The organism is Bacillus sp. FJAT-18017, assembly GCF_001278805.1.
In the GTDB taxonomy this organism is placed as follows: Bacteria; Bacillota; Bacilli; order Bacillales; family Cytobacillaceae; genus Bacillus_D.
The window spans coordinates 1,447,106-1,469,654 of sequence record NZ_CP012602.1 but is presented as its reverse complement, the minus strand read 5'-3'; the positions used below and the strand labels follow the sequence as shown (position 1 = coordinate 1,469,654).

The following is a 22,549-nucleotide window of genomic DNA, read 5'->3' as shown; positions in this document are numbered from 1 at the left end:
AAATGTATATGTTCGCTTTCCCTCTGTTAGCATTTTCGTTTGAGTGGATTGATGTGGGCCCAACTCCACTTGTTGAGAAATTTCCATAGGCGGCATGAACCCCCGGCATTTGAGCAGAATAGAAAAGAATGCCTGCCAAATTTGAGCCTTTTGTCTAGGTCATGCATAATGTAAAGAAAAAGGGTATATAGATAGTGAATATTCAAGGAAAAGGTGATTAGCAAATGGGAGAAATGAAAAAAGCAGATTTAACAGAAACGACTGCCCGCAGATGGCTTAAAGAGCGAGGAGTCGAGGTTCAGGATATCGCTGACCTCGTTTATTTTTTACAGCAAAATTATCATGACGACCTGAAAATTGAAGACTGCCTTCATAACGTGGAGCGCGTCCTTTCCAAACGCGAGGTACAGAACGCAATTATTACAGGAATACAGCTTGATATGCTTGCCGAGAAGGGGCTTCTTGAAGAACCGCTCCAATCCATTATTAAAACGGATGAAGGGCTTTATGGAGTAGATGAAGTTCTTGCGTTTTCGATTGTGAACGTGTATGGCTCGATCGGGTTCACAAACTATGGATATATTGATAAACAAAAACCAGGGATCCTCCGCCAGCTAAATGACAAATCTTCGGGCGAGGTTCATACGTTCCTTGATGACATCGTCGGTGCCGTCGCAGCTGCCGCATCAAGCCGGCTTGCCCATAGAGCTGAAAACGTGGAATAATAACCATTAAACATTTTTTCTGCAAAAAAAGGTCGCCTCGTTACCAGAGGCGGCCTTTTCCCTATACTTCCCATTCGTCAAGCGAATCGACTGCATACGTTGGCTTTGTTTCGTAGCCTTCAGCCATCTGCCTTGTCGTTACGCCTGTATGGACGAGCAGGGTATCCATTCCGGCATTGATTCCCGCCATAATGTCAGTATCATAATAATCCCCAACCATCAGGGTGTCCTCTTTTGCCACACCAAGCACTTTTAATGCTTGTTCCATGATGATTGGCTCAGGCTTTCCAATGAATATCGGTGTCGTTTGTGTTGAAACAGCGATTACTGAAGTCAGTGAGCCGTTTCCAGGCATCATACCGCGTTCCGTCGGAATGGCAATATCGCCATTTGTTGATATAAAGATAGCTCCATTCCGGACTGCAAGGCAGCCAACAGCAAGCTTTTCATAGGTGATTTCGCGGTCAAGTCCTGAAACAACATAATCGGCATCCTCACCTGCAAATCGAATTCCTTTTTCCTCGAAAGCAGTAATTAGGCCCTCCTCGCCAATTACATAAACAGATGCATCCTGTTTTTGATTATAAATATAATTTGCGGTTGCCTGGCTGGTTGTAAACACCTGTGACTCCTCCGCCGGTATATCAAAGCTTCTAAGCTTTTCGGCAACCTGAGCCGGTGTGCGCGTTGAGTTATTTGTTACAAAAAGATAAGGAATCCCCTTTGCCTGAAGCCGTTGAATAAACCCGGAGGCAGCCTCAATCCTCTCTGAGCCTTTATACATTGTTCCATCAAGATCTATCAGATAACCTTTATACGTTTTCATTAAAATCACTCCTGTAAACTAGTCAAAACCTATCATGCCCTAAAAGAATCCATTTGAAAAGAGATACGCCCCTGCAGGATTTCTGGTGATTCCTCGCTTTAGCATTGGGCTAACGATGAATTTAGCGGCTGTTCCCGCACTCATAAATTAGATGAAGGTAGGCTAACCACTATTTTAACAGCTGTTCCCGTCTTCATAAGCAAGATGAAGGCTGGCTAACCACTTTTTTAACGGCTGTTCCCGTCTTCATTAGCGAGATGAAGGCCGGCTAACTACTTTTTTGACGGCTGTTCCCGTCTTCATAAGCAAGATGAAGGTCGGCTAACCACTTTTTTGACGGCTGTTCCCGTCTTCATTAAGGTGCTGCCCTACAAATGATTTTTCCTTGAAATAGCTCTTCGAGTACATTTCGGTGCCGACCCCCAGATGAAATGTCCTTCAAATTGATGTTCAAGTACATTTTGGTGATGCCTGACGGGTGAAATGTCCTTGAAATTGGGTTTCGAGTACATTTTGGTACTTGCCCACAAGCAAATTGTCCTTGCCCCCTTATTCAAGTAAAGAGACCGCTTATTAGGCGGCCTCTCATTTAATCAATATTCCCAATTTAGTTTACGAAAGCAGATACGGGCCCTAGTTCATTGGCGAGGTATGTCCTAACCTTTGCAGGGAAGGCTTCAATTTCACCGAGAACTCTAGTAAGGTCTGCGGCCATGGTCTCGTGGTCGATGGCTGTGTAAAACTGGACAAGCTGTTTTCTATGGCTAATTAGCACTTTCATGCTTTCGGCTATAGTACTGTCGATAACTTCTTCATCCAGAAGGATGTCGATAATATCTTCGTAGCTGCCAGGGTCACGCATGATGAAACCATCAATCATAGCATTGCCAACGTCTAGGACCGACTCGGCAAGCATGTGTGTAATCCGTTCAAGCGCGGCTTGTTCAAGCTCGGTTTCCCACTCTTCCCGGCTTCGGAAAAGTGTTGTTTGGCGTTCGATATATTGGAGTTTTTGTTCCATTAATCCACGGTCTACAAAATACATAATTCCACTTCCTATGTTGCGATTTTTTTAGGCAGCATAGCTGGCTTGGCGTAAAAGAAACCCTGGGCGAGATCAACATTATTGCGGGATAGGACGGAAGCTTCTTCCTCATTTTCAATACCTTCCGCAACAACAAGCGAGCCGGCCTCTTTCGCTACAAGCAGCAGCCCCTTCAACATTGATTCCTTTACGGCATTCTTATCGATATTTTGAATGACGGAACGATCGATTTTAATAATATCAGGCATTACTTCGCTAATCGTGTTCAAGCTTGCATAGCCGGAGCCTGTATCGTCAACAGCGATCCGGATGCCCATGAGGCGCAGGACTTTGATGTTATAGATAAAGTCCCGCATCCCTTCAATCGAATCCCGTTCAGTTATTTCAAAAGTAATTTGTTTCGGTGATATCGTCTTATGGTTTTGAAACAGTCTTTTTACATCACGGATAAAGCGGCTGTTCCCCATTGTAAGCGGGGTGAAATTAATGAAGACATCATCCTTGCAGCCAATTGATGCAATTTGGTTTAGTGCTTTTTCAAAAACGACCATTTCAAGTTCATACAGCTTTCCGGTCTGCCTTGCTACTGAAAATAGTGTTAAAGGATTTTCGAGCATGGTTCCCGCCGGGCCACGAGTAAGCATCTCCCAGGCACGTATTTCTTTTGTTGCAACATCAATTATGGGCTGGGCAAGCAGGAAAATTTCCTTTTGTGAAACGATTTTTCCCATCACAAAAACCATTTCATTAAATTCTGAGTCAATCCTCTTTTCGGCCATGGCTACTGCCTGTTTATGGGACTTCTGGACAGCCTCGTGAATGGAAAAAGAGTTCTTCTCAATAAACATATAACCATTCTCAAGTACCATGCTGACACCGTCAAACTCTGAATGCAGAGTCTTTCTGGCCTCATTGGCGACTGTACTCATGAGGGTTTCGATTGAGGAAATTCCATGATCCTGGCTTACCTTTAAGTAGAGGGAAATCCCGTCCACAAAAAAGTCATGCAGGGTAATAATATCGTCTTTATCTACCTCAAGCTCGATTGCCTGACGGAAGATTTGTTTAAAGCGCATCATAAACTTCGGAAACTGTATTGGTCCAAGATATTCTGCGATGTCTCGGATGTTTTTTATATTAAAAACAATAACTGCTGCTTCGTTTCCATCTTTAAAGGCTAATTTAACCCCCTGGACAACCGGGTTCCGAAGAACGAATTGTGGAGGATAGAACTTTATTGATGAAAGGGGCAAAACAATCTTTCCCCATTGCAAAAGCTGTTTGGCTTTTGCCGCATAAAAACGGACCATTCATTTCATCCCTCTCCGGTGTGCCTACCTAAGTATTGTATCACAATTTTGCAAAAACCGTGATTTTTCGAGGGCAAATTTTTACAGAATTTGTCGGCTTGACCTTATAGATCTCCCAATGGCATTTTCGTGTAAATCACTCTCATGTTTTGGTAAGATGAAGAGAGAAAACATTTTTTGAAGGAGTATACCCATGGCAGAGCGTTTTTACTTATATGATGATATCGAGCAGACAAGGACAAGGTTTGTCAGCTTCGTTGGCGACAACACCCGATTCGACCTGGCTTTGATTCAGTCCGACAGGCACTTCGGCAAGACGCTGGTTCTTGATATGCAAGGGAGCAGGTTTGCAATTATCGGAGACGATGATTTGAAAGAGGAAGGCTATCTTGAATTCGCCTTTCAGCTATCGGAAGACGATGCGGAAGAATTAAGGTCCTTCCTGTCTGAGTTTATTTAATACTTTTCTTTTGCAAAAATAGGGACAGCCCCTAGACCACGCTGTCCCTATTTACTTTCACGTTTTACGGCGGTTACCTAAAATAAACCCCACATGATGTTTATTTCTTCACTCTTTTCACAACGAAGTAGGCACAGCCGAAGTTACAGAATTCGTATAAGTACTCGGTCAATGTACTAATTTTTGTATCAAAAGTAGCTTTCTGATTCTGGTCATCGAAAAAGCCCCGCAAGCGAAGCTGTCCATACCCCCAGTCACCAACAATGTAATCATATCTTGCCAGGATTTCACTGTACCTTTCCTTGAACGCATCCTCGTTGAATCCATCCCTGAAATCCTCAACGACTTCGTAAGCTGTATTATTGACTACGACCATTCTATCACCTCATTTACGGGCAAATCTTTATTCCATTATAACCGATTCCCATCCTTTTACTAATAGAAAAAATCCTGTGATTGGCAATACTTCTGGTAGGAGGTGCGTTGCCATGAAAAAGCAGCTGTATGTGCTTTCCCTTTGCGGCCTGTTGCTTGCTGGCTGTGGAGGAGAAAATGCTGGTGCTGACCGTTACGGGAACAACACACATATGTATACAAACAATCGCCGCGCCGAAGTATTGGACCAGGGCGAGGAAAAGAAAGCGGATAAAAGCCAGCGTTTCGGTTTTGTACGCCATTATAAAAGCCCGATTATGGGAGACCGTTCAGCGAAAAACGATCATGAGGCGCCGCTTGATCGCCAGGAATTGGCCGGACACATCAGCAGGATAAGTACCGACTTGCCGAATGTCAATGAAGTTGTAACCCTCGTTACCGATGAAGAAGTCCTTATTGCATATGAAACCGATACAAACAATCGTGAATTAACAGCAGATCAGGTAAAAAGGACCGCCATGTCGTTTGTACCCCGCTTTTTCCACGTTTATGTATCGGATAACAAAATGCTAATGAATGATATCGAAACCCTGTCTAGCTTAAATACATCAAGTAAAAATTCGGATGCGGCCATTGCCGCCGTTATTAAGGAGATGAAAAAATCTCCTCAAGGCAAGCGGATGAATGAATCCGAAAATGAAAATGGGGAGACTCCGGACGATAAAGAAGAACTTCGCCACATGGGACAATAAGTAGGCTGGCTGCTAGGCGTCTGGTGTTTGCCAGGCGCCTTTTTGTCTATGTCGACCGATTTTATGAAAAATAAAAGGCACCCGCAGTCGCGGATACCCATTGTAAAATTTAACTTATGCTTCTAGTACTTCTTTATTTGCTTCTGACGCTGCAAGAGCAGCCCTTGCCTTTGTGGCTGAGTTGACTTGTTCATCCGCATGATAGGAAGACCGGACCATTGGGCCTGACTCACAGTGGCTGAAGCCTTTTGAAAGGGCAATCTCTTTAAGCTGGTTGAATTCATCAGGAGTATAATATTTTGCAACCTTAAGATGTTTTTTGGTTGGCTGCAGGTATTGTCCGATAGTCATGATATCGACGTTATTGGTGCGGAGGTCATCCATTACTTCAAGAATTTCATCCCATGTTTCGCCGACACCAATCATCAGACTGGATTTGGTTGGGATATCCGGCTGCATTTCTTTCGCCCTGCGCAAGAACTCGAGTGAGCGATCGTAGGTTGCGCGTGCGCGGACTTTCGGGGTCATCCTTCTGACTGTTTCAATATTATGGTTCAGGATATCCGGGCGTGCATCCATAAGCATTCTCAAATTTTCTTCAACCCCACCCATATCGGAAGGAAGAACTTCAATGCTAGTAAACGGATTTTTGCGGCGGATCGCTCTAACCGTTTCGGCAAAAACAGCTGCTCCTCCGTCACGCAAATCATCTCGCGCTACCGCAGTAATGACAGCGTGTTTCAAATTCATTTGAAATACAGAATCAGCAACTCGTTCTGGTTCCTGTAAATCCAGTTCTGTAGGAAGGCCTGTCTTAACTGCGCAGAAGCGGCAGGCACGAGTGCAAACATCCCCAAGAATCATAAAGGTAGCTGTACGTCTGACAGCCCAGCATTCATGGATATTCGGGCAGCGTGCTTCCTCGCAAACTGTATGTAGGTTTTTGCTGCGCATCATTTTTTTAAGCCCAGTATAATTTTCATTCGTATTCAATTTTATCTTCAGCCATTCCGGCTTGCGTGTATATTCATTGCCTGTAGTCAATTCATGCCACCCCAATTTCTATGTATAAATATTGGTGCCCTTTTGGTACTGTAACACAATAAAGCCGTTCCATTCAAGAAAAGAACTTGTCTTCCCATTATGAACCCTTATCATTACTGGTTTTTATCAAATCATCCTATAAATAGTCTTTCATTCTTATGTCCTTTTTATAATCATCTGGCAATTATTGACGTTATGAACACTGCCTTCTGGCGACAAACTATCGTATAGGAAAAAGACAAAAGCGGAAGCGCCTTGGTTATCGCCGTACAAACTGGAGGGGCTTCGACTGAGATAAAGGAATCACGAAGAGCGACAAGCGCATTCGTGCATGACTTATCGTAGGAAGGAGACCTGAAGTTTGCTAGGCGATAGGCGCTGGAGCTAGAGATTAAAGGAGGACGCCCTGTGAGGGTACTATTATTGCTGGCACTATCCTTTGCTTTGGCTGGAAATGCCCTTGCCGCCCCACAAGAGGCAGAGCTTGCTGATTTATATAAAAAGCGGATAGAGCTTTATAAAAAAAACGAAGCAGTCACGCAGATTCCCTGGTTTTACATTGCAGCCGTTGACCAATATGAACGGAATATCAGGCTAGCCAGAAAAGATCTCCCTGATCCTGAAGGGGCCGTCTCCATTTATTTCAGCCCAGAAAAATGGGCCGGACTTGCCAATCCGAATCCTCAGGATAAAAAGCCAGGGTCGATTGCCTTCTTTGGCGGAGTGGGAGTTGATGCCAATGGCAATCGGAAAGCAAGCCCAACTGAAGATGAAGATGTCCTTCAAGCTTTTTCTAATCATGTACTGAAATATGGATATGACAACGATAATTTCCGGATAGCGCTCTGGGAATATTATCACAGGGATAAAGCGGTCGGGATTATCATGGGGATAGCAAAAATCTACAATAAGTATGGCCGGATCGATCTTGAGGGAAATGCATTCCCAGTGCCTTATAGAATGAACCACAGCTACAAAAATACATGGGGTGATGCCCGTGGCTGGGGTGGACGGCGAATGCATGAAGGCACTGACATATTTGCGGGTTACGGAGTTCCCGTACGGGCGACTAGCTATGGCATAATCGAAATGAAAGGCTGGAATCGGTTCGGCGGGTGGAGAATCGGGATCCGCGACCTTAATAATAATTATCACTACTTTGCCCATTTGAGCGGCTTTGCGAAGGATTTAAAGATAGGTGACATCGTTGAACCTGGGATGCTAATTGGCGGAGTCGGAAGCTCGGGTTACGGACCGCCTGGAACCTCTGGCAAGTTCCCTCCCCACTTGCACTACGGGATGTACAAAGATAACGGCTATACCGAATGGTCGTTTGATCCATATCCCCATCTCCGGATGTGGGAGCGGATGGATAAAAAGAAAAACAGGAAGAAGTAAAAGAAGGGGTCTGACCCTTACCCCTGGGGGTAAGGGTCAGACCCCTTCAGCATTTATTTAGCTCTTTTAGATTTTATGACGGCGTTTGCGAGGCTGGCTACGAGGCCGCCCCAGAGAATGACCATTCCGATGACCATCATGGCGATTGCATCACCTGACATATTAGGACACCTCCCTTTCAGATTCTGAATTCAAGGTGTTCTTTTCCCAGCGAAGGAATGACAGGAAGATTCCGGCAACGAGGGCAAGCAGCGCAACACCCCAGCCCGCTACGAGCAGAAATGAGGTTGGGTATCCCTCGTAATTTTCCTGTATGTTGGTAATGAAGTTTTGGACTGTCATGTAACCAAGGACAATTGGTGTAATGAACCCAAGAGATATTTTCCACCAGCCACCGATGCGCAAATCAGAAATGGCATTGGCGTGATTTTGGAGTTCGCCGAGTTTCTTAGCAACCCAGACAACAAGGACAACTTCTACAAGTCCTGCGATTACGATACCAAATGTGTTGATGAAAGCATCAACAGAATCAAGGAAGTAAAGCCCGCCATTTGTTGCATAAAGAATTGAGATAAGCGCGGATAATCCTCCTCCGATGGCAACTGCTTTTGTTCTGCTGACTTTGAATTTATCCTGCAAGCCAGCGACATATGTTTCAATTATCGAGATCGATGAAGTCAGTCCCGCCATGAAAAGACAGCCAAAGAATAGGAACCCAAAGAATCCGTTAAAAGCAGGGAATTCATTGATGATTTGCGGGAAGACGACAAATGCAAGACCGATCCCTGATTCGACTACCTTATCAATTGCAACCCCCTGCTGGTTGGCCATGAAGCCGAGTGCTGCAAAGACACCAATCCCTGCAAGTAATTCAAATCCGGAGTTTGCAAAGCCGGTTATAAATGCATTGTTAGTAATATCCGTTTTCTTCGGTAAATAACTTGCATAGGTCAGCATGATAGCGAAGCCGACTGATAAACTGAAGAAGATTTGTCCATATGCAGCGACCCAAACTTTAGGATTGGCGATATCGCTCCAATTCGGCTTGAAGAATGCGTTCAATCCGTCTAGAGCACCATCAAGCGTCACTGCGCGAATGACAATGACTAGGAACATAATGACCAATGTCGGCAGCATAAATTTGTTCGCAATTTCAATTCCTTTTTTAACTCCCCTGAACATAATTCCGAAAGTTAGTGCCCAGACGATTAGAAGCGCAATGAATACACCGGGTACGATTCCGCCGACGTCTCCAGGGCTTTCCGCTACTTTAAGAAAATCCCCCATCAGGAAGTCACCTGGCTTGTCCCCCCAGGAAAGATTGAAAGAAAAGACTGCATAAGATAATGCCCATGCGATAATGATTGGATAATAGGTCGAAATGACGAAGGAGATAGCGACTTGCCACCAGCCAAGCCATTCGTATTTCTTATTCAGCCTTGCAAATGATAATGGTGATGAGCCTTTATACTTATGGCCTAACGTAAATTCAAGGATCAGCAGCGGTATTCCTGCGGTCAGGAGTGCGAAGAGATACGGCAGGAAAAATGCCCCTCCCCCATTTTCATATGCTACTGCAGGGAATCTCCATATATTCCCCAATCCAACTGCAGACCCGATTGCGGCCAGTACAAAACCGGCCCTTGTTCCCCATTGCGGTCGATTTTCCATTATTGACTCCTCCTAAGATGCAACGAAAAAATGCAAGATTAAAAGTTTTCTGATTATTTGCATAGTCCCTATTATAAAAAGGATCAGGAGGTATGTCAAGATATATTTATTATTTTAAAATATGTTTAAATCCAATGTTTTTAAGTATCCGCTTACATTTTTGCTCAAATTTTGGGATTTTTTGTTATTTCAGAAAAGTAGGGCATCCCCTGCAGGATGCCCTTCTTTTATACCATTTTCATAAGTGCGTCCCTTCCAATCATTCCCCTGCGGATGCCACGCTTTTCCGCTTCAAAGGTAACAGATTCCAGCGGCGCATCTAGAAGCTGATCTATGGTTCTTACTCCAACCGCCCTGCCTGCAAGGATTCTTCGGTCTCTTAGTTTTGCATTAAGCAAACCGACATCGAGTGCCCCGCACATAATATAGCCCAGATCGCTTGTTACGGCGAGAAGGGTTGTCTTTGGCAGCTTGACGGTTATCCCCAGAAATGTTTTTCCCTGAATTTCAATTGGTGTCACTTCAATCATCCGCCCTACTCCTTTCCCGTCCCTATACCATATGCGGGTATTGGAAAAGAATGAACTTGTCCAGGGCCTGGAGGCTGATGGTTGAAAATACCAGTACTGAGCTATTGGCTATAAAAAATTCATTTATAGCAACAACTTGTTATTTTTCAAAGGTTATTCACTTTTTAGCCGGTTCAGCTTCCACTCCAATACATCACGGAGAAATTCAGGCATAAAGTATTTCTTATCCTTTGCACGGATGATTTCCGGAAACAGTCTTCCAAACGTATACATATCCGGGATGGCAACAGAATAATTTTGCTCTGCATTGATTCGCCTTCCGTTCACGAGGAAATCAAGCCCCTCGTCTGCCACTTCGATATTAGTGTAAACAAATCTTCCCATAACGGTACCCCGAAAGCCAAGTCCCATAACCTGAAGATGGTGCAGGTCTTCCTCGAGCGTCATCCGCAGAACTTCCTTCAGTTCGTTCCCATTCAAGGTAACGAGACACGGATTGATTGGATGCGGACAGATGGATAGAAGGTCGAACTTGGTTATAGTTCCTTGAAGCGGCCCGAGAATCAGTCCCGCATTTAGAAACGCGCATTCAGCTCCGCACCATTCGCGAAGTGCTTCGCATAAAAGCTGCGGCAGGTCGGATTCTTCAAAAAAGTCCGCTGTCAGCTCGCCGTCAAGTTCAGCGGCTTTTTCCTGAAGCAGAGTTTTGCCAGTTTCGTAAAGTTTGGTTGATTCTACTACCTCCCAGGGCTCACGGGAAACCTGTCCGATGGGATACAGGAGAGCTTTTTTAGTTACCGGCCGATGATTGTCTACCTCAAGCATGACATGCCCGGCAAAATTTCCGTGTTTCCCGGCGGCTGCCAAAAGAGTCCTATTCACTATTTTTCCATTATGAAGAATGTGGTGTGTATGGCCCCCGAGGATAACATCAATCTCTGGAAACGCTTCTGCAATCCGTTCATCATCGTGAATGCCAAGATGGGAAAGCAGGACGATAATATCAGCTTGGTCCCTCACAAAATCAATCTGTTTTTTAAGCTCCTCAAGCGGATCGCTAATCTCCCAGCCGAGCATTTTGTAGAACAACTGGAAATAAGCGGTCAGGCCGATTGCCGCCACTCGGGTTCCTTCCGCTGTTGTATACAGTTTATAAGGCTCTGCCCACTCAGGGCGGGAACCGTCCTTGTTGTAAAGATTTGCAATGAGGACGTCAAAGTTCTTTTTGAGAAAAAGAGAATCGAGCCCTTCATGTGATAGGGTAATCCCCTCGTTGTTGCCGATTGTCGCCGCAGTATAGCCCGTTTCATTCAGCAGCAATGTATTGCCTTTTCCCATCGTTCCATCCGTATAGGGATGCCAGCGGTCAACATGGTCGCCAATGTCAAAAACAAAGACCGGATCGCCCTGTTCCTGATGGTGTTTGACTCGGTTTTGAATGATGCGGCTGATTTTCGGCCAATGTTCAAAATGGCTGTGCAAATCATTTGTATGATAAATATGTATTGTTTCCATGGTGATCGCTTCCTTTTTCCCACTTCGGCATAAGCAGCCGTTGAATCAGATTATCCCTCAAGAGGATACCCCTCTATTGGTTGGACAGGTTACTTCCTTTTGTACGCCACTCCACCATAAGGATTTTACCAGCGGCGAAGCCCTGAAGCACGCCATTGATTTGTTGAAAAATTGCTCGCGGAGCTGTTTACCAAGTTATTTTTAATTACATACGTTTTGAATTGTATTTCTTCCTAAGTAAATTCATATGGTCTTGACGAAATAAATTTGTACTCAATTGATGCATTTGTTGCTGTCCCGTTCCTTGGTAAAGGGATGACCGCTTCCTCTAGCACGCCATCATCGGATTTTACGAAAAGCATTCCGATAGCACACTGCTTTACCCTTCTCTTATCCTGCTATGCCTTGAAAAATTAGCCGAACTCCAATAATGATTAAGACAATACGCAAAACAAGTACGATGGTTCTGCTCTTCAGCCTTTGATTCAAGTATACCCCAATCCTGGCGCCGACCCACGCGCCCGGTACGAGCAGGGCCGCGTACAGCCAGTCAATGTTTCCAAGCGAAATATGCGTGATTGAGCTGATAATTGAAGACAGGAAAATCATGAACATGGATGTTGCCACAGCCACATGCGGCGGAAAGCTAAAAAAGATAATCATTGCCGGCACCATTAGTGAGCCGCCGCCAACTCCGAATATCCCGGAAATAAATCCAATAATAAGGGAGATTGCTAAACCGGATATAGGATTGAAGCCATACTCATACAAATTCCCGGATGGGTCGGTAAATGTCCGGACGTACCCTTTCTCTCTATTAAAGGGCAATGGCTTAATCTTATTGCGAATAACCATGACAAGTGAAACAAATAAAATAAATGTACCGAAATAAATATTGAAAGCTTGTACATCTAGCATTTTTACGAGATATGCACCAGCAATACCGCCTGGAGCACTCCCAATTAGAAATAGGAGCCCGCTTTTATAATCAATTGTTTTGTGTTTAATATAGCCAATTGTTGAGGACATCCCGGTAAAAATCATTGTAAAAAGCGACGTACCGACCGCGGCCTGAGGGGAAACCTCCGTGAAGCCGAGGGTCCCGATAAAAAGCAGCGAGGGGACGACGATAATGCCACCGCCAAGCCCGATCAGCGACCCGAGCGAGCTTGCGGCTAGCCCTATCAAGATTATTAACAGCCATTCCATTGGCCTAACTCCCTTAGCCCAGCCATTCTATTTTTGATTTCAACGAAAAATACTTAGATAGCTAGTTGCGTTTCTTCTTGAAAAATTCTTTGATAACTAGTTAACGGTTAGCGTTGAACACATATTTCATTTATAACGAGCTCTTATTCGGCTTATGGTTACACATTTGCTCAGTAACGCGCAATTCATTGGAAACGTTTTGCCCGGCTTTAGAACTTGAAATGATTTCAATACAGATCATTGGTCACATTTTGCCTTGCTAAAAAGGACGAAATAGTTCCAATACGGTTCATTGAGTACATTTTGTCTTGCTGCAAGAGGAGAAATGGTTCCAATAACGCTTATTGGACACATTTCGTCGTGCTGCAAGGGTTGAAATGGTTCCAATGCTGTTGCAATATTTTCAAAACAAATCCAGCTGCCTTGGTGCAAGGAAATCATACTCAATACCGAGAATCTCCATCATTTCCTTTGCATTCCCTGCAGCGTCACCGCCCGAATTGTTATTGAACAGGACATATATATCCTTGCTTTTTTCCTGCAGCTGCTGGAGAAACTCTGCCCACTCGGTGAGTTCCTGCCGGTTGTATTTATATAAATAGCGGACTTCCCGCCAATTTTTCGCATTTTTCTTCTGCCAGCCGTGCACATTCCTGCCGTGAAAACGGACAAGTGTCTTTGATGTATCTGTCGCTTCAAGGACGATAGGAATTGACCCGCTGCCTGACTGAGGCTCATCGCAGACTGAATGAATCCACTTTTGTTCTGTTAAAAATTGAAGCGTCCCTTCGCGAAATTCGGGCTGGTACCAGGATTGATGCCTAAACTCAATTGCGCATGGAATATCCTCCATTTGTTCCTTGCAAAACCGCAAATACTCAACATTTTCCTTTTTGCAATCGAACCATGGCGGAAACTGAAACAGCGCCATCGCCAGTTTGTTGCGTTTCATGTAAGGCTCAAGCGAATCCTTGAACGCTGAAAACATTTCTTCTTCCGATTCAAATGGCGTATCACCACGCTGATGCCCTGTCATGCCTTGATAAGCTTTGACGATGAACTTGAATGACTCCGGAGTCTGATCAACCCATCTCTCTGCGTTCTTTTTAGGCTGAATCGCATAAAAAGCCGCATCCACTTCAACGATTGGAAAGTGGGCAGCGTATTCACTTAACTTCTCCCTGGCAGGTATCCCCGGCCTATATAAGCTATCATGGTCACCCCAGCCTGTTACCCCAATATAGATCATACTATCCCTCCAGTCACATCATAGCACAAACGTCCCAAATTTCTCTTGTAGATGTTTTCCCCGGCGTGGGGAAAGTAAACTAGAAACGTTTAATGTCCATTCATGCTTCCCGGCCTGGTTCAGGCACATAGAACGCTTCTATGTTACCTTTTCATGCTTCCCCGCCCCAGTTCGGGCACATAAACCCGCTTCTATGTTACCTTTTCATGCTTCCCCACATCAGTCCGGGCACATAGACTGCAATTCACTTTGGTCCTGAATATAACAGAAACCGTAACAATCCTCTAATCAGCAAACTTAAGCCTTTCACTATACACAAAAAACCCGGCCAGGGAACCCCAGCCGGGTATAGCAAACATATTAACCGATTGATCCTTCCATTTCGAACTTGATCAAGCGATTCATTTCAACGGCATACTCCATTGGAAGTTCCTTTGTGAATGGCTCGATGAAGCCCATGACGATCATTTCAGTTGCTTCTTGTTCGGAAACACCGCGGCTCATCAGATAGAAGAGCTGCTCCTCGGAAACCTTGGAAACCTTCGCTTCGTGCTCGAGCGAAATGTTGTCATTCAGGATTTCGTTGTAAGGAATTGTATCCGAAGTCGATTTATTATCCATAATCAACGTGTCGCACTCGATGTTAGAGCGGGCTCCGTCTGCTTTACGTCCAAAGTGGACGATACCACGGTATGTTACCTTACCGCCATGCTTCGAGATTGACTTGGACACGATTGTTGAAGATGTGTTCGGTGCAAGGTGAATCATTTTTGCACCTGCATCCTGGTGCTGGCCTTTACCTGCCATAGCGATAGACAGTGTCAAACCGCGGGCGCCTTCACCCTTCAGGATAACTGCAGGGTATTTCATTGTCAGCTTGGAACCGATGTTGCCGTCAATCCATTCCATAGTAGCATTCGCCTCACAAACCGCACGCTTTGTAACGAGGTTGTAGACGTTGTTTGCCCAGTTTTGGATTGTGGTATAGCGGCAATACGCATCTTTTTTGATAATGATTTCAACTACCGCACTATGGAGTGAATTCGTTGTGTAGACAGGCGCCGTACAGCCCTCAACATAATGGACAGAAGCCCCTTCATCAACAATAATCAAAGTACGTTCAAATTGTCCCATATTTTCAGAGTTGATGCGGAAGTACGCTTGAAGTGGAGTGTCCACTTTCACGCCTGGAGGAACATAAATGAATGAACCTCCGGACCAAACTGCAGAGTTAAGCGCTGCAAATTTGTTATCAGTTGGAGGGATGACTGTTGCCCAGTGCTTGCGGAAAATATCTTCGTTTTCCTTCAGCGCAGAGTCAGTATCCTTAAAAACGATTCCCAACTTTTCAAGATCTTCCTGCATATTGTGGTAAACAACTTCTGATTCATACTGCGCTGATACACCAGCAAGGTACTTTTGCTCAGCTTCTGGAATACCTAATTTATCAAAGGTTGCTTTGATTTCTTCAGGTACCTCATCCCAGGACCGCTCTGTTTTTTCGGAAGGCTTGACATAATACGTAATTTCATCGAAATTCAAAGTATTCAGGTCGCCGCCCCACTGAGGCATTGGTCTCGCATAGAATTGCTCAAGCGATTTCAGGCGGAAATCGAGCATCCATTGCGGCTCTTCTTTCATTTTCGAGATTTCCTCAACGATCTCGCGCGTCAGGCCGCGCTTAGACCGGAAGATGGAAACGTCACGGTCTGCAAAGCCATATTTGTAATCGCCGATTTCTGGCGCTTTTTTAGCCATCTCCATATTCCTCCATTCATAGGCGCCAGGCAGTTTTTGAAAATTTACCAAAAAACACAAGGCAAGTTCTCAAAATTTTGCTGCCGTTTTAGCCCAATGTAGTAAAGCCTGGTAAAACAAGCTTTATTCTGAAAACCGGAAAGGGCCAATCAGCCCTCAAGCGGATCCTACTCTTTCTTTTGATCCCCTAGACCTTTCTCCATAGCCTTCCATGCAAGCGTAGCACATTTAATCCGAGCCGGGAACTTCGAAACGCCCGAGAGCGCCTCAATGTCGCCAAGATCAAATGAATCATCATAATCCTTGCCTTGCATCATATCAGAAAAAATGGTCGAAAGCTTCAGGGCATCTTCAATTGGCTTCCCTTTGATCGCCTGTGTCATCATTGAAGCAGAAGACATTGAGATTGAGCAGCCTTCTCCTTCAAATTTTGATTCGGTCACAATACCGTCTTCAACGTTCATTGTAAGCTGGATCCGGTCGCCGCATGTTGGGTTGTTCATATTGACCGTCAGGCTTCCATCTTCAATTACCCCTTTATTGCGAGGGTTCTTGTAGTGGTCCATGATGACCCGGCGGTATAACTGATCCAAGTTATTAGAAGACATCGCTGAAATACTCCTTTGTTTTGACAAGGCCTTCAACAAGCCTGTCAATATCTTCTTCGGTGTTATAAAGGTACATGCTTGCCCTTGCAGTCGCGCTTGCCTTTAGCCATCTCATCAGTACCTGGGCACAATGATGGCCTGCCCTGACAGCAATGCCTTCGGCGTCAAGAACTGTTGCGACATCATGCGGATGGACATCTTCAATGTTAAAGGTGACAATCCCTGTCCGCTTGGAAATATCGGATGGACCATAAATAGTAATGCCTTCGATTTCAGACATTTTATCCAAGGCATAGGCTCCGAGTTTCCGGTCATGGGCATCGATGTTCTCAAGTCCCACTTCCTGCAAAAAGTCAATCGCCGCTCCTAGTCCAATCGCGCCTGCAATGATTGGGGTGCCAGCCTCGAACTTCCAGGGAAGCTCTTTCCAGGTTGACTCATAATCATGGACAAAATCAATCATTTCACCGCCAAATTCGATCGGCTCCATATTTTCCAGAAGATGCTTTTTACCATACAATACCCCAATTCCTGTAGGTCCGCACATTTTATGGGCAGAAAAAGCGAAGAAATCGCAATCCAAATCCTGGACATCCACTTTTAGGTGAGGGGCGCTTTGTGCACCATCAACGACCATAATTGCACCATTTTCATGAGCAATTTTCGCAATTTCCTTAACTGGGTTTACAACGCCAAGCACGTTCGAAATATGCACTATTGAGACAATTTTCGTATTCGATGTCACAGTATTTCGGACATCTTCAAGCGAAATCGTGCCGTCATCCTGGAGAGGTAAATATTTCAGTGTGGCGCCGGTCCTTTTTGCGGCCTGCTGCCAGGGAATGATATTGCTGTGGTGCTCCATTGGGGAAATGACGATTTCGTCTCCCTCGCCAAGGTTCGCCGTCGCATAGCTGTGGGCGACAGTATTCAAGCTAGTCGTCGTCCCGCGTGTAAAAATAACTTCCTGTATTGACTTAGCATTAATAAACTTCCGAACCTTCTCGCGCGCGCCTTCATATGCATCGGTCGCTCTTGTCCCGAGCGTATGGACACCACGGTGAACATTGGAATTATACTCGCGATAGTAGGTGTTAAGCGCCTCGATGACCTGGACAGGCTTTTGTGAAGTGGCGCCGCTGTCAAGATAGACAAGCGGACGGCCATTCACTTCCTGGTTCAGAATCGGAAACAGCTCGCGCAATTCGGCTGAATTAATCATCTTACTTTCCTCTCAATCACTTCGGACAGCTGCTTTTTAACACCCTCGATAGCTAGAGAATCAACAACTGGAGCAAGGAATCCATGGATGATCAGGCGTTCAGCCTCAGTCTTGGAAATTCCGCGGCTCATTAGATAATAAAGCTGAAGCGGGTCAACACGGCCAACAGATGCAGCATGGCCAGCGACAACATCATCTTCGTCAATCAATAGGATTGGGTTCGCATCTCCGCGAGCTTTTTCGCTCAGCATCAATACCCGTGATTCCTGTTGGGCATTTGATTTGGACGCGCCATGTTCAATCTTGCCGATACCGTTGAAGATTGAAGAAGCACTGTCCTTCATAACACCATGCTTCAAGATGAAGGCTTCAGTATTTTTACCAAAATGAACAATCTTGGTTGTAAAGTTCTGAATTTGTTCCCCGCGGCCGACAACAACGGTTTTTAGATCGCTTTGAGAACCATCGCCGATTAAGTTTGTCACATTATCGGAAATTGTATTGCCATCATTCATAAGGCCAAGTGCCCATTCAAGGCGAGCATCACGGCCAGTAACTCCCCGGCGGTTCACGTAGGTCGTAATCCCTTTTGCAAGGGTATCAACTGCACCGTAACGTACACGTGCATTTGTGCCTAGGATGACTTCACTGACGAGATTGAATACGCCTTTGCCTTCAACTGTTGAAATATAGTTTTCAACATATGTGACCGAGCTATTGTCATCAGCAGCAACGATAACGTGGTTGAACAAGCTCAAATTCTCGTCATCATGAATATAAACAGCCTGGATAGGCTCGGCAATCTCGACGTTTTTTGGAACATAGAGGAAAGTGCCGCCGTTCATAAGTGCCGCATGAAGGGCAGTCAGGCGATGTTCATCAACCTGGACAGCCTGGTTCATGAAATACTTGCGCAGCAAGTCGCCATGTTCCCTGGCCGCGGTCAAAATATCCGTAAAGATTACCCCTTGATCCTTTAATTCCTGTGAAAGGGAAAGGAATGCTGGCGTATTATTGCGCTGGACATATAGATTTTTTTGCCCTTCTGCATCAACAAGGGATTTAACCTCTTCAGGCAATTCAGCAAGCGTTGCATAAGGAGCGCTTTCTACAGTCAAATAATCGAACTTTGTAAAGTTCCACTTATCTATTTTTGTTTTATCAGGCCGCGGCATCGAAAGTTCTTCCGCACGAGCTAGCGCCTTGACGCGCAGCTCGGTCAGCCATTCCGGCTCAGCCTTTCCTTTTGAAAAAGAGCTGACGAACTCCTGGTCAAAAGGAAGTAAAGTTTCAATTGTCATGAAATAATCCCCCTAAGATTTAAGCTTCTTGCTCGACAGTTTCATCTTCAATGCCAAGCTCTTGCTTGATCCAGTCATAGCCTTCAGCTTCCAGGCGCTGCGCCAGTTCAGGGCCGCCAGACTTAACGATGCGGCCTTGCATCATAACATGCACATGATCCGGAGTGATATAGTTTAGAAGGCGCTGATAGTGGGTAATAATCAGGCAGCCAAACTCTTCGCCGCGCATTTGATTGATTCCCTTTGAAACAACCTTAAGCGCGTCGATATCAAGACCGGAGTCGATTTCATCGAGAATCGCAATCTTAGGCTCAATCATCATAAGCTGCAGGATTTCGTTGCGCTTCTTCTCACCGCCTGAGAACCCTTCATTCAGGTAACGCTGCGCCATATCCTGATCCATTTCCAGAAAATCCATCTGTTTATCCATCTGGCGAATGAACTTCATCAAGGAGATTTCATTGCCTTCGCCTCTGCGGCTGTTAATTGCAGAGCGTAAAAAATCGGCATTTGTTACGCCGCTGATTTCGCTAGGATATTGCATTGCAAGGAACAGGCCTGCGCGAGCACGCTCGTCCACTTCCATTTCCAGAACGTCCTCACCATCGAAAGTGATTGAACCGCTCGTTACTTCATATTTAGGGTGGCCCATAATAGCCGAGGAAAGAGTCGATTTACCAGTACCGTTCGGTCCCATAATCGCGTGGATTTCCCCGCCTTTTACTTCAAGGTTTACCCCTTTAAGAATTTCTTTGCCGTCAATCGCGACGTGCAAATCTTTGATCGTTAAAGTTGATCCGGCCATTTCCATACCTCCGCAGAAAGTTAGAAGCCTTCAATATTGCCATACAGGCAGCCAGGCTTCCATTCTCATTTTATTCTCATTACAATCTTATAACAAATTTAATTTGTTAGCAACCCTTTAAACCGATTGAAAAAGGTGCCAACCATTTTCAATGAACCATGCTCCAGTGAGAATAAGCTGCGCCTACTTCTCAAGCTATTTTCCCCTGCCTTAGAGGGTTCATGTATCATACGTACTTACAATAGCTCAAAAAAAGCCGAAATGCCAGTGAAAAGGTCCACTGGCATCCCGGCTTTCTTCCTATTATATACAGTTTCATCCGAGGGACAAATTCTCTTGAAAAACTAAAACACTTTCCGGTCCAGATCAGCAACAATCCTCCGGCTCTTAACATACTCCTCCTCGCGGCGCTGCTCAACCTCCATCCGAGTCTCATGCTTAAGATTATACTCCTCATAGCCAACCCCATGAGACTGCTGCATAGCTTTTTCCATCTCCGACGTATACTTCAAATCAAGTTTATTATCCAATTTAATCTTCCTTTCTGAGTGTGTCACGCTGTTTTTTTGCAAAAATTGGCCGACAACCACCGTTCGGTTCAGTCATACAGCTCATCTTTGCTCCGAATTTTGCGGTATCGTTCTTCGTTACTACGTTAGCTGCTGCACATACGGAATAACCACCGCACCTTCTTTGTTTACCCGTACAGAAAAGGAATTAACGAAAATTGGGAAATACGAAGGTGGAAAATGGTTCCAACAGTCAATCCTTTCAGGTTTAAGAGCATCATCATTTTCCGATTATCCAAGAGTGCGCGGGGGATTTACTGGGTTAATTGTTGTGATTGAAGTGGTGATTAATCCACAAAGTTCTGTTTTCTTGAATAATCATGGGGATAATAAGGAGTTTAATCCACAAAATGCTGTTTACTGGATTAATTCGCGCCGCTGCCGAGGAGATTAATCCACCAAATACGTTTTACTGGATTAATCAATGGTGCTGGTTAGAAGATTAATCCGCGAACCGCGGTATACTCCAAAAAGCAGCACCATTTCGGAGTAGCCAGCACTCAATTCAAATCATTTTTAAAGTTGCGATTTCACAATAAAAAAGGTGGCCACTATTAATATAGGCCACCTTCTATGTTTATTGTTTTAATTGATTCAATTCATCCATCGCTTCCTGAACAAGAGTTACTCCCTGGCTCATGGCGGCTCCTCCACCAAAAGCTGCAGTGACTCCTACAGCCTCCAGAATCTCTTGTTCGGACGCTCCCTGATCCAAACAGCCTTTCAGGTGATAAATGATACAATACTCATCCTGTGAATTGAGCGCAACACCCAATGCGATTAACTGTTTCTGCTTTTGGGAAAGAGCCCCCTCTTTAAAGCATGCTTCCGTAAAAGCATTATAGTGGCGGGCAATATCCGGCATTTTTTGCGTAAACAAACCTAGGCCAGCTTTGTAATCATATAACGATGCTTCCGTTGAATTTTGCGGTTCATGAAAATGTTCCATTTATTCCACTCCTCACGTTTGTCATCACAAAGATTAGTATGCAATAACCAAAGGGAGAGTATTCGCTTGAAACAATACCAGGACCTGATTTCCCGGTACAAATAGATGGTCGAGTTGCTGACCAATGGAATTCTGCCTAAACCGTTGGTTCGTATTTTGAATCAGGACAGATTTTTTAAGAATCAGGACAGATTTTTCGATATACGGGACATTTCCCGAAAAATGCAGGACATTTCCCGTACGATACAGGACAGATTTTTAATTTTTCAGGACACATCAAGTAACCGAGGCCCCATCCACATAATCTTTCGACCAAAAAAACAGGCCCCCAACCGGGAGCCTGCCGCTAAATCAATTATTCAGCTTTTACTGGTACGACAGAACCGCCGTATTCTTTCAGGATCCAATCCTGGATTTCTTTTGAACGAAGGACTTCAACTAGAGCCTTGATTTCCTCTTTATTTTCATCGCCTTTGTTAACCGCAATGATGTTAACGTATGGAGAGTCAGATTCTTCGATTGCAATAGAATCTTTTACTGGGTTTAAGCCAGCATCAAGAGCATAGTTGGAATTGATTAGGACTGCATCGCCTTCACCGTTATTGTAGATTTGCGGAAGAAGTGCTGCTTCGTACTGAGCATCAAAGTCCAGGTTCTTAGGGTTTTCAACAATGTCTTTTGCAGTTGCAGTAGTTTTGTCGATACCTTCTTTTAGTTTAATCAGGCCTTTTGCTTCAAGCATAGTCAGGATACGGCCATGGTCTGCTACAGAAGAACTTACAATGATATGAGCGCCTTCAGGCAATTCTTCAAGGCTCTTATATTTCTTGGAGTACACGCCAATCGGCTCAATGTGGATGCCGCCTGCATTAGCAAACTCATAACCGTTTTCTGCAATTTGGGACTCGAAGTACGGAATGTGCTGGAAGTAGTTTGCATCGAGATCGCCAGAATCAAGAGATTTATTTGGCAGAACGTAGTCAGTAAATGTTTCGATTTCTAGCTCAATGCCTTTTTCCTCTAAAAGCGGCTTTGCTTGTTCAAGAATTTCAGCGTGCGGCACGTTTGATGCACCAACAACTAGTTCCTTCTTTTCTTTCTTGCTGTCACTGCCGCCGCTTGCATTATCATCAGAGCTTCCGCAAGCAGCAAGCGCCAATGTCAGTGCTAATGTTAAAAGTAAGCCAAACCATTTTTTCATTTGTTTCCTCTCCTTTTATATGGGTGA

The 22,549-nt window shown here is 44.7% G+C and carries 23 protein-coding genes; 4 read left to right on the top strand and 19 right to left on the bottom strand.

The features are described 5' to 3' along the window. Positions 1 to 224: 224 nt before the first annotated feature. Positions 225 to 725, top strand: a complete 501-nt coding sequence (locus tag AM500_RS06555; protein WP_053598522.1) for a phosphatidylglycerophosphatase A family protein — start codon at positions 225 to 227, stop codon at positions 723 to 725. A gap of 61 nt (positions 726 to 786) precedes the next feature. On the opposite strand, the gene AM500_RS06550 is transcribed toward AM500_RS06555, so the two are convergent. The 3 genes from AM500_RS06550 to AM500_RS06540 all read right to left on the bottom strand — a co-directional run bounded on the left by AM500_RS06550 (position 787) and on the right by AM500_RS06540 (position 3,906). Further along, positions 787 to 1,551, bottom strand: a complete 765-nt coding sequence (locus tag AM500_RS06550) for a TIGR01457 family HAD-type hydrolase (protein WP_053598521.1) — start codon at positions 1,549 to 1,551, stop codon at positions 787 to 789. 607 nt (positions 1,552 to 2,158) lie between these two features. Further along, on the bottom strand, positions 2,159 to 2,596 hold the full coding sequence (locus AM500_RS06545) for a DUF86 domain-containing protein (RefSeq protein WP_053598520.1): 438 nt from the start codon (positions 2,594 to 2,596) through the stop codon (positions 2,159 to 2,161). Positions 2,597 to 2,607: 11 nt separating this feature from the next. Next, the gene (locus AM500_RS06540) at positions 2,608 to 3,906 is read right to left on the bottom strand and encodes an EAL domain-containing protein (RefSeq protein ID WP_053598519.1); all 1,299 of its coding nucleotides are present in this window, start codon (positions 3,904 to 3,906) and stop codon (positions 2,608 to 2,610) included. 193 nt (positions 3,907 to 4,099) lie between these two features. Between AM500_RS06540 and AM500_RS06535 the strand changes: the two genes are divergently transcribed. Beyond that, positions 4,100 to 4,366, top strand: a complete 267-nt coding sequence (locus AM500_RS06535; RefSeq protein WP_053598518.1) for a DUF3055 domain-containing protein — start codon at positions 4,100 to 4,102, stop codon at positions 4,364 to 4,366. Positions 4,367 to 4,466: 100 nt separating this feature from the next. On the opposite strand, the gene AM500_RS06530 is transcribed toward AM500_RS06535, so the two are convergent. Then, a complete protein-coding gene (locus tag AM500_RS06530; protein WP_053598517.1) occupies positions 4,467 to 4,742 on the bottom strand; it encodes a YutD family protein in 276 nt (91 codons plus the stop codon). A 112-nt stretch (positions 4,743 to 4,854) separates the two neighbouring features. On the opposite strand from AM500_RS06530, the gene AM500_RS06525 reads away from it, so the two are divergent. Then, positions 4,855 to 5,493, top strand: a complete 639-nt coding sequence (locus AM500_RS06525; protein ID WP_053598516.1) for a YhcN/YlaJ family sporulation lipoprotein — start codon at positions 4,855 to 4,857, stop codon at positions 5,491 to 5,493. 114 nt (positions 5,494 to 5,607) lie between these two features. On the opposite strand, the gene lipA is transcribed toward AM500_RS06525, so the two are convergent. Beyond that, positions 5,608 to 6,537 (bottom strand): lipoyl synthase, encoded by a 930-nt coding sequence (lipA, locus tag AM500_RS06520; RefSeq protein ID WP_053598515.1) that lies wholly within the window; start codon positions 6,535 to 6,537, stop codon positions 5,608 to 5,610. 408 nt (positions 6,538 to 6,945) lie between these two features. Between lipA and AM500_RS06515 the strand changes: the two genes are divergently transcribed. Further along, positions 6,946 to 7,935, top strand: coding sequence for a M23 family metallopeptidase (locus AM500_RS06515; RefSeq protein WP_053598514.1), 990 nt, complete (start codon positions 6,946 to 6,948; stop codon positions 7,933 to 7,935). A 53-nt stretch (positions 7,936 to 7,988) separates the two neighbouring features. On the opposite strand, the gene AM500_RS25395 is transcribed toward AM500_RS06515, so the two are convergent. From AM500_RS25395 to AM500_RS06445, 14 genes are all read right to left on the bottom strand, one after another. Next, positions 7,989 to 8,096 (bottom strand): methionine/alanine import family NSS transporter small subunit, encoded by a 108-nt coding sequence (locus AM500_RS25395; protein WP_156319764.1) that lies wholly within the window; start codon positions 8,094 to 8,096, stop codon positions 7,989 to 7,991. Between the two features lies 1 nt (position 8,097). Beyond that, a complete protein-coding gene (locus tag AM500_RS06510) occupies positions 8,098 to 9,606 on the bottom strand; it encodes a sodium-dependent transporter (RefSeq protein ID WP_053598513.1) in 1,509 nt (502 codons plus the stop codon). A gap of 227 nt (positions 9,607 to 9,833) precedes the next feature. Then, on the bottom strand, positions 9,834 to 10,136 hold the full coding sequence (locus AM500_RS06505; protein ID WP_043932309.1) for a YunC family protein: 303 nt from the start codon (positions 10,134 to 10,136) through the stop codon (positions 9,834 to 9,836). A gap of 153 nt (positions 10,137 to 10,289) precedes the next feature. Beyond that, positions 10,290 to 11,651: a bifunctional metallophosphatase/5'-nucleotidase gene (locus tag AM500_RS06500; protein ID WP_053598512.1), complete on the bottom strand. Its 1,362-nt coding sequence runs from the start codon at positions 11,649 to 11,651 to the stop codon at positions 10,290 to 10,292. 390 nt (positions 11,652 to 12,041) lie between these two features. After that, a complete protein-coding gene (locus AM500_RS06495) occupies positions 12,042 to 12,860 on the bottom strand; it encodes a sulfite exporter TauE/SafE family protein (protein ID WP_053598511.1) in 819 nt (272 codons plus the stop codon). Between the two features lie 403 nt (positions 12,861 to 13,263). Then, on the bottom strand, positions 13,264 to 14,109 hold the full coding sequence (locus AM500_RS06490) for a DUF72 domain-containing protein (protein ID WP_053598510.1): 846 nt from the start codon (positions 14,107 to 14,109) through the stop codon (positions 13,264 to 13,266). Between the two features lie 360 nt (positions 14,110 to 14,469). Beyond that, positions 14,470 to 15,867 (bottom strand): Fe-S cluster assembly protein SufB, encoded by a 1,398-nt coding sequence (sufB, locus tag AM500_RS06485; RefSeq protein ID WP_043934700.1) that lies wholly within the window; start codon positions 15,865 to 15,867, stop codon positions 14,470 to 14,472. Positions 15,868 to 16,034: 167 nt separating this feature from the next. After that, a complete protein-coding gene (gene sufU, locus AM500_RS06480) occupies positions 16,035 to 16,475 on the bottom strand; it encodes a Fe-S cluster assembly sulfur transfer protein SufU (protein WP_053598509.1) in 441 nt (146 codons plus the stop codon). Then, positions 16,465 to 17,697 (bottom strand): cysteine desulfurase, encoded by a 1,233-nt coding sequence (locus AM500_RS06475; protein ID WP_442853988.1) that lies wholly within the window; start codon positions 17,695 to 17,697, stop codon positions 16,465 to 16,467. The genes sufU and AM500_RS06475 overlap by 11 nt, the downstream gene beginning before the upstream one ends. After that, entirely contained in the window at positions 17,694 to 18,998 is a 1,305-nt protein-coding gene (gene sufD / locus AM500_RS06470) for a Fe-S cluster assembly protein SufD (protein ID WP_053598508.1), read from the bottom strand. The genes AM500_RS06475 and sufD overlap by 4 nt, the downstream gene beginning before the upstream one ends. 19 nt (positions 18,999 to 19,017) lie before the next feature. Then, a complete protein-coding gene (gene sufC / locus AM500_RS06465) occupies positions 19,018 to 19,803 on the bottom strand; it encodes a Fe-S cluster assembly ATPase SufC (RefSeq protein WP_043932315.1) in 786 nt (261 codons plus the stop codon). A gap of 344 nt (positions 19,804 to 20,147) precedes the next feature. Continuing rightward, positions 20,148 to 20,333 (bottom strand): YuzK family famiily protein, encoded by a 186-nt coding sequence (locus AM500_RS06460; RefSeq protein WP_053598507.1) that lies wholly within the window; start codon positions 20,331 to 20,333, stop codon positions 20,148 to 20,150. A gap of 616 nt (positions 20,334 to 20,949) precedes the next feature. Next, on the bottom strand, positions 20,950 to 21,321 hold the full coding sequence (locus AM500_RS06450; RefSeq protein WP_053598505.1) for a carboxymuconolactone decarboxylase family protein: 372 nt from the start codon (positions 21,319 to 21,321) through the stop codon (positions 20,950 to 20,952). A gap of 355 nt (positions 21,322 to 21,676) precedes the next feature. Continuing rightward, positions 21,677 to 22,522: a MetQ/NlpA family ABC transporter substrate-binding protein gene (locus AM500_RS06445; RefSeq protein ID WP_053598504.1), complete on the bottom strand. Its 846-nt coding sequence runs from the start codon at positions 22,520 to 22,522 to the stop codon at positions 21,677 to 21,679. Positions 22,523 to 22,549 lie beyond the last annotated feature (27 nt).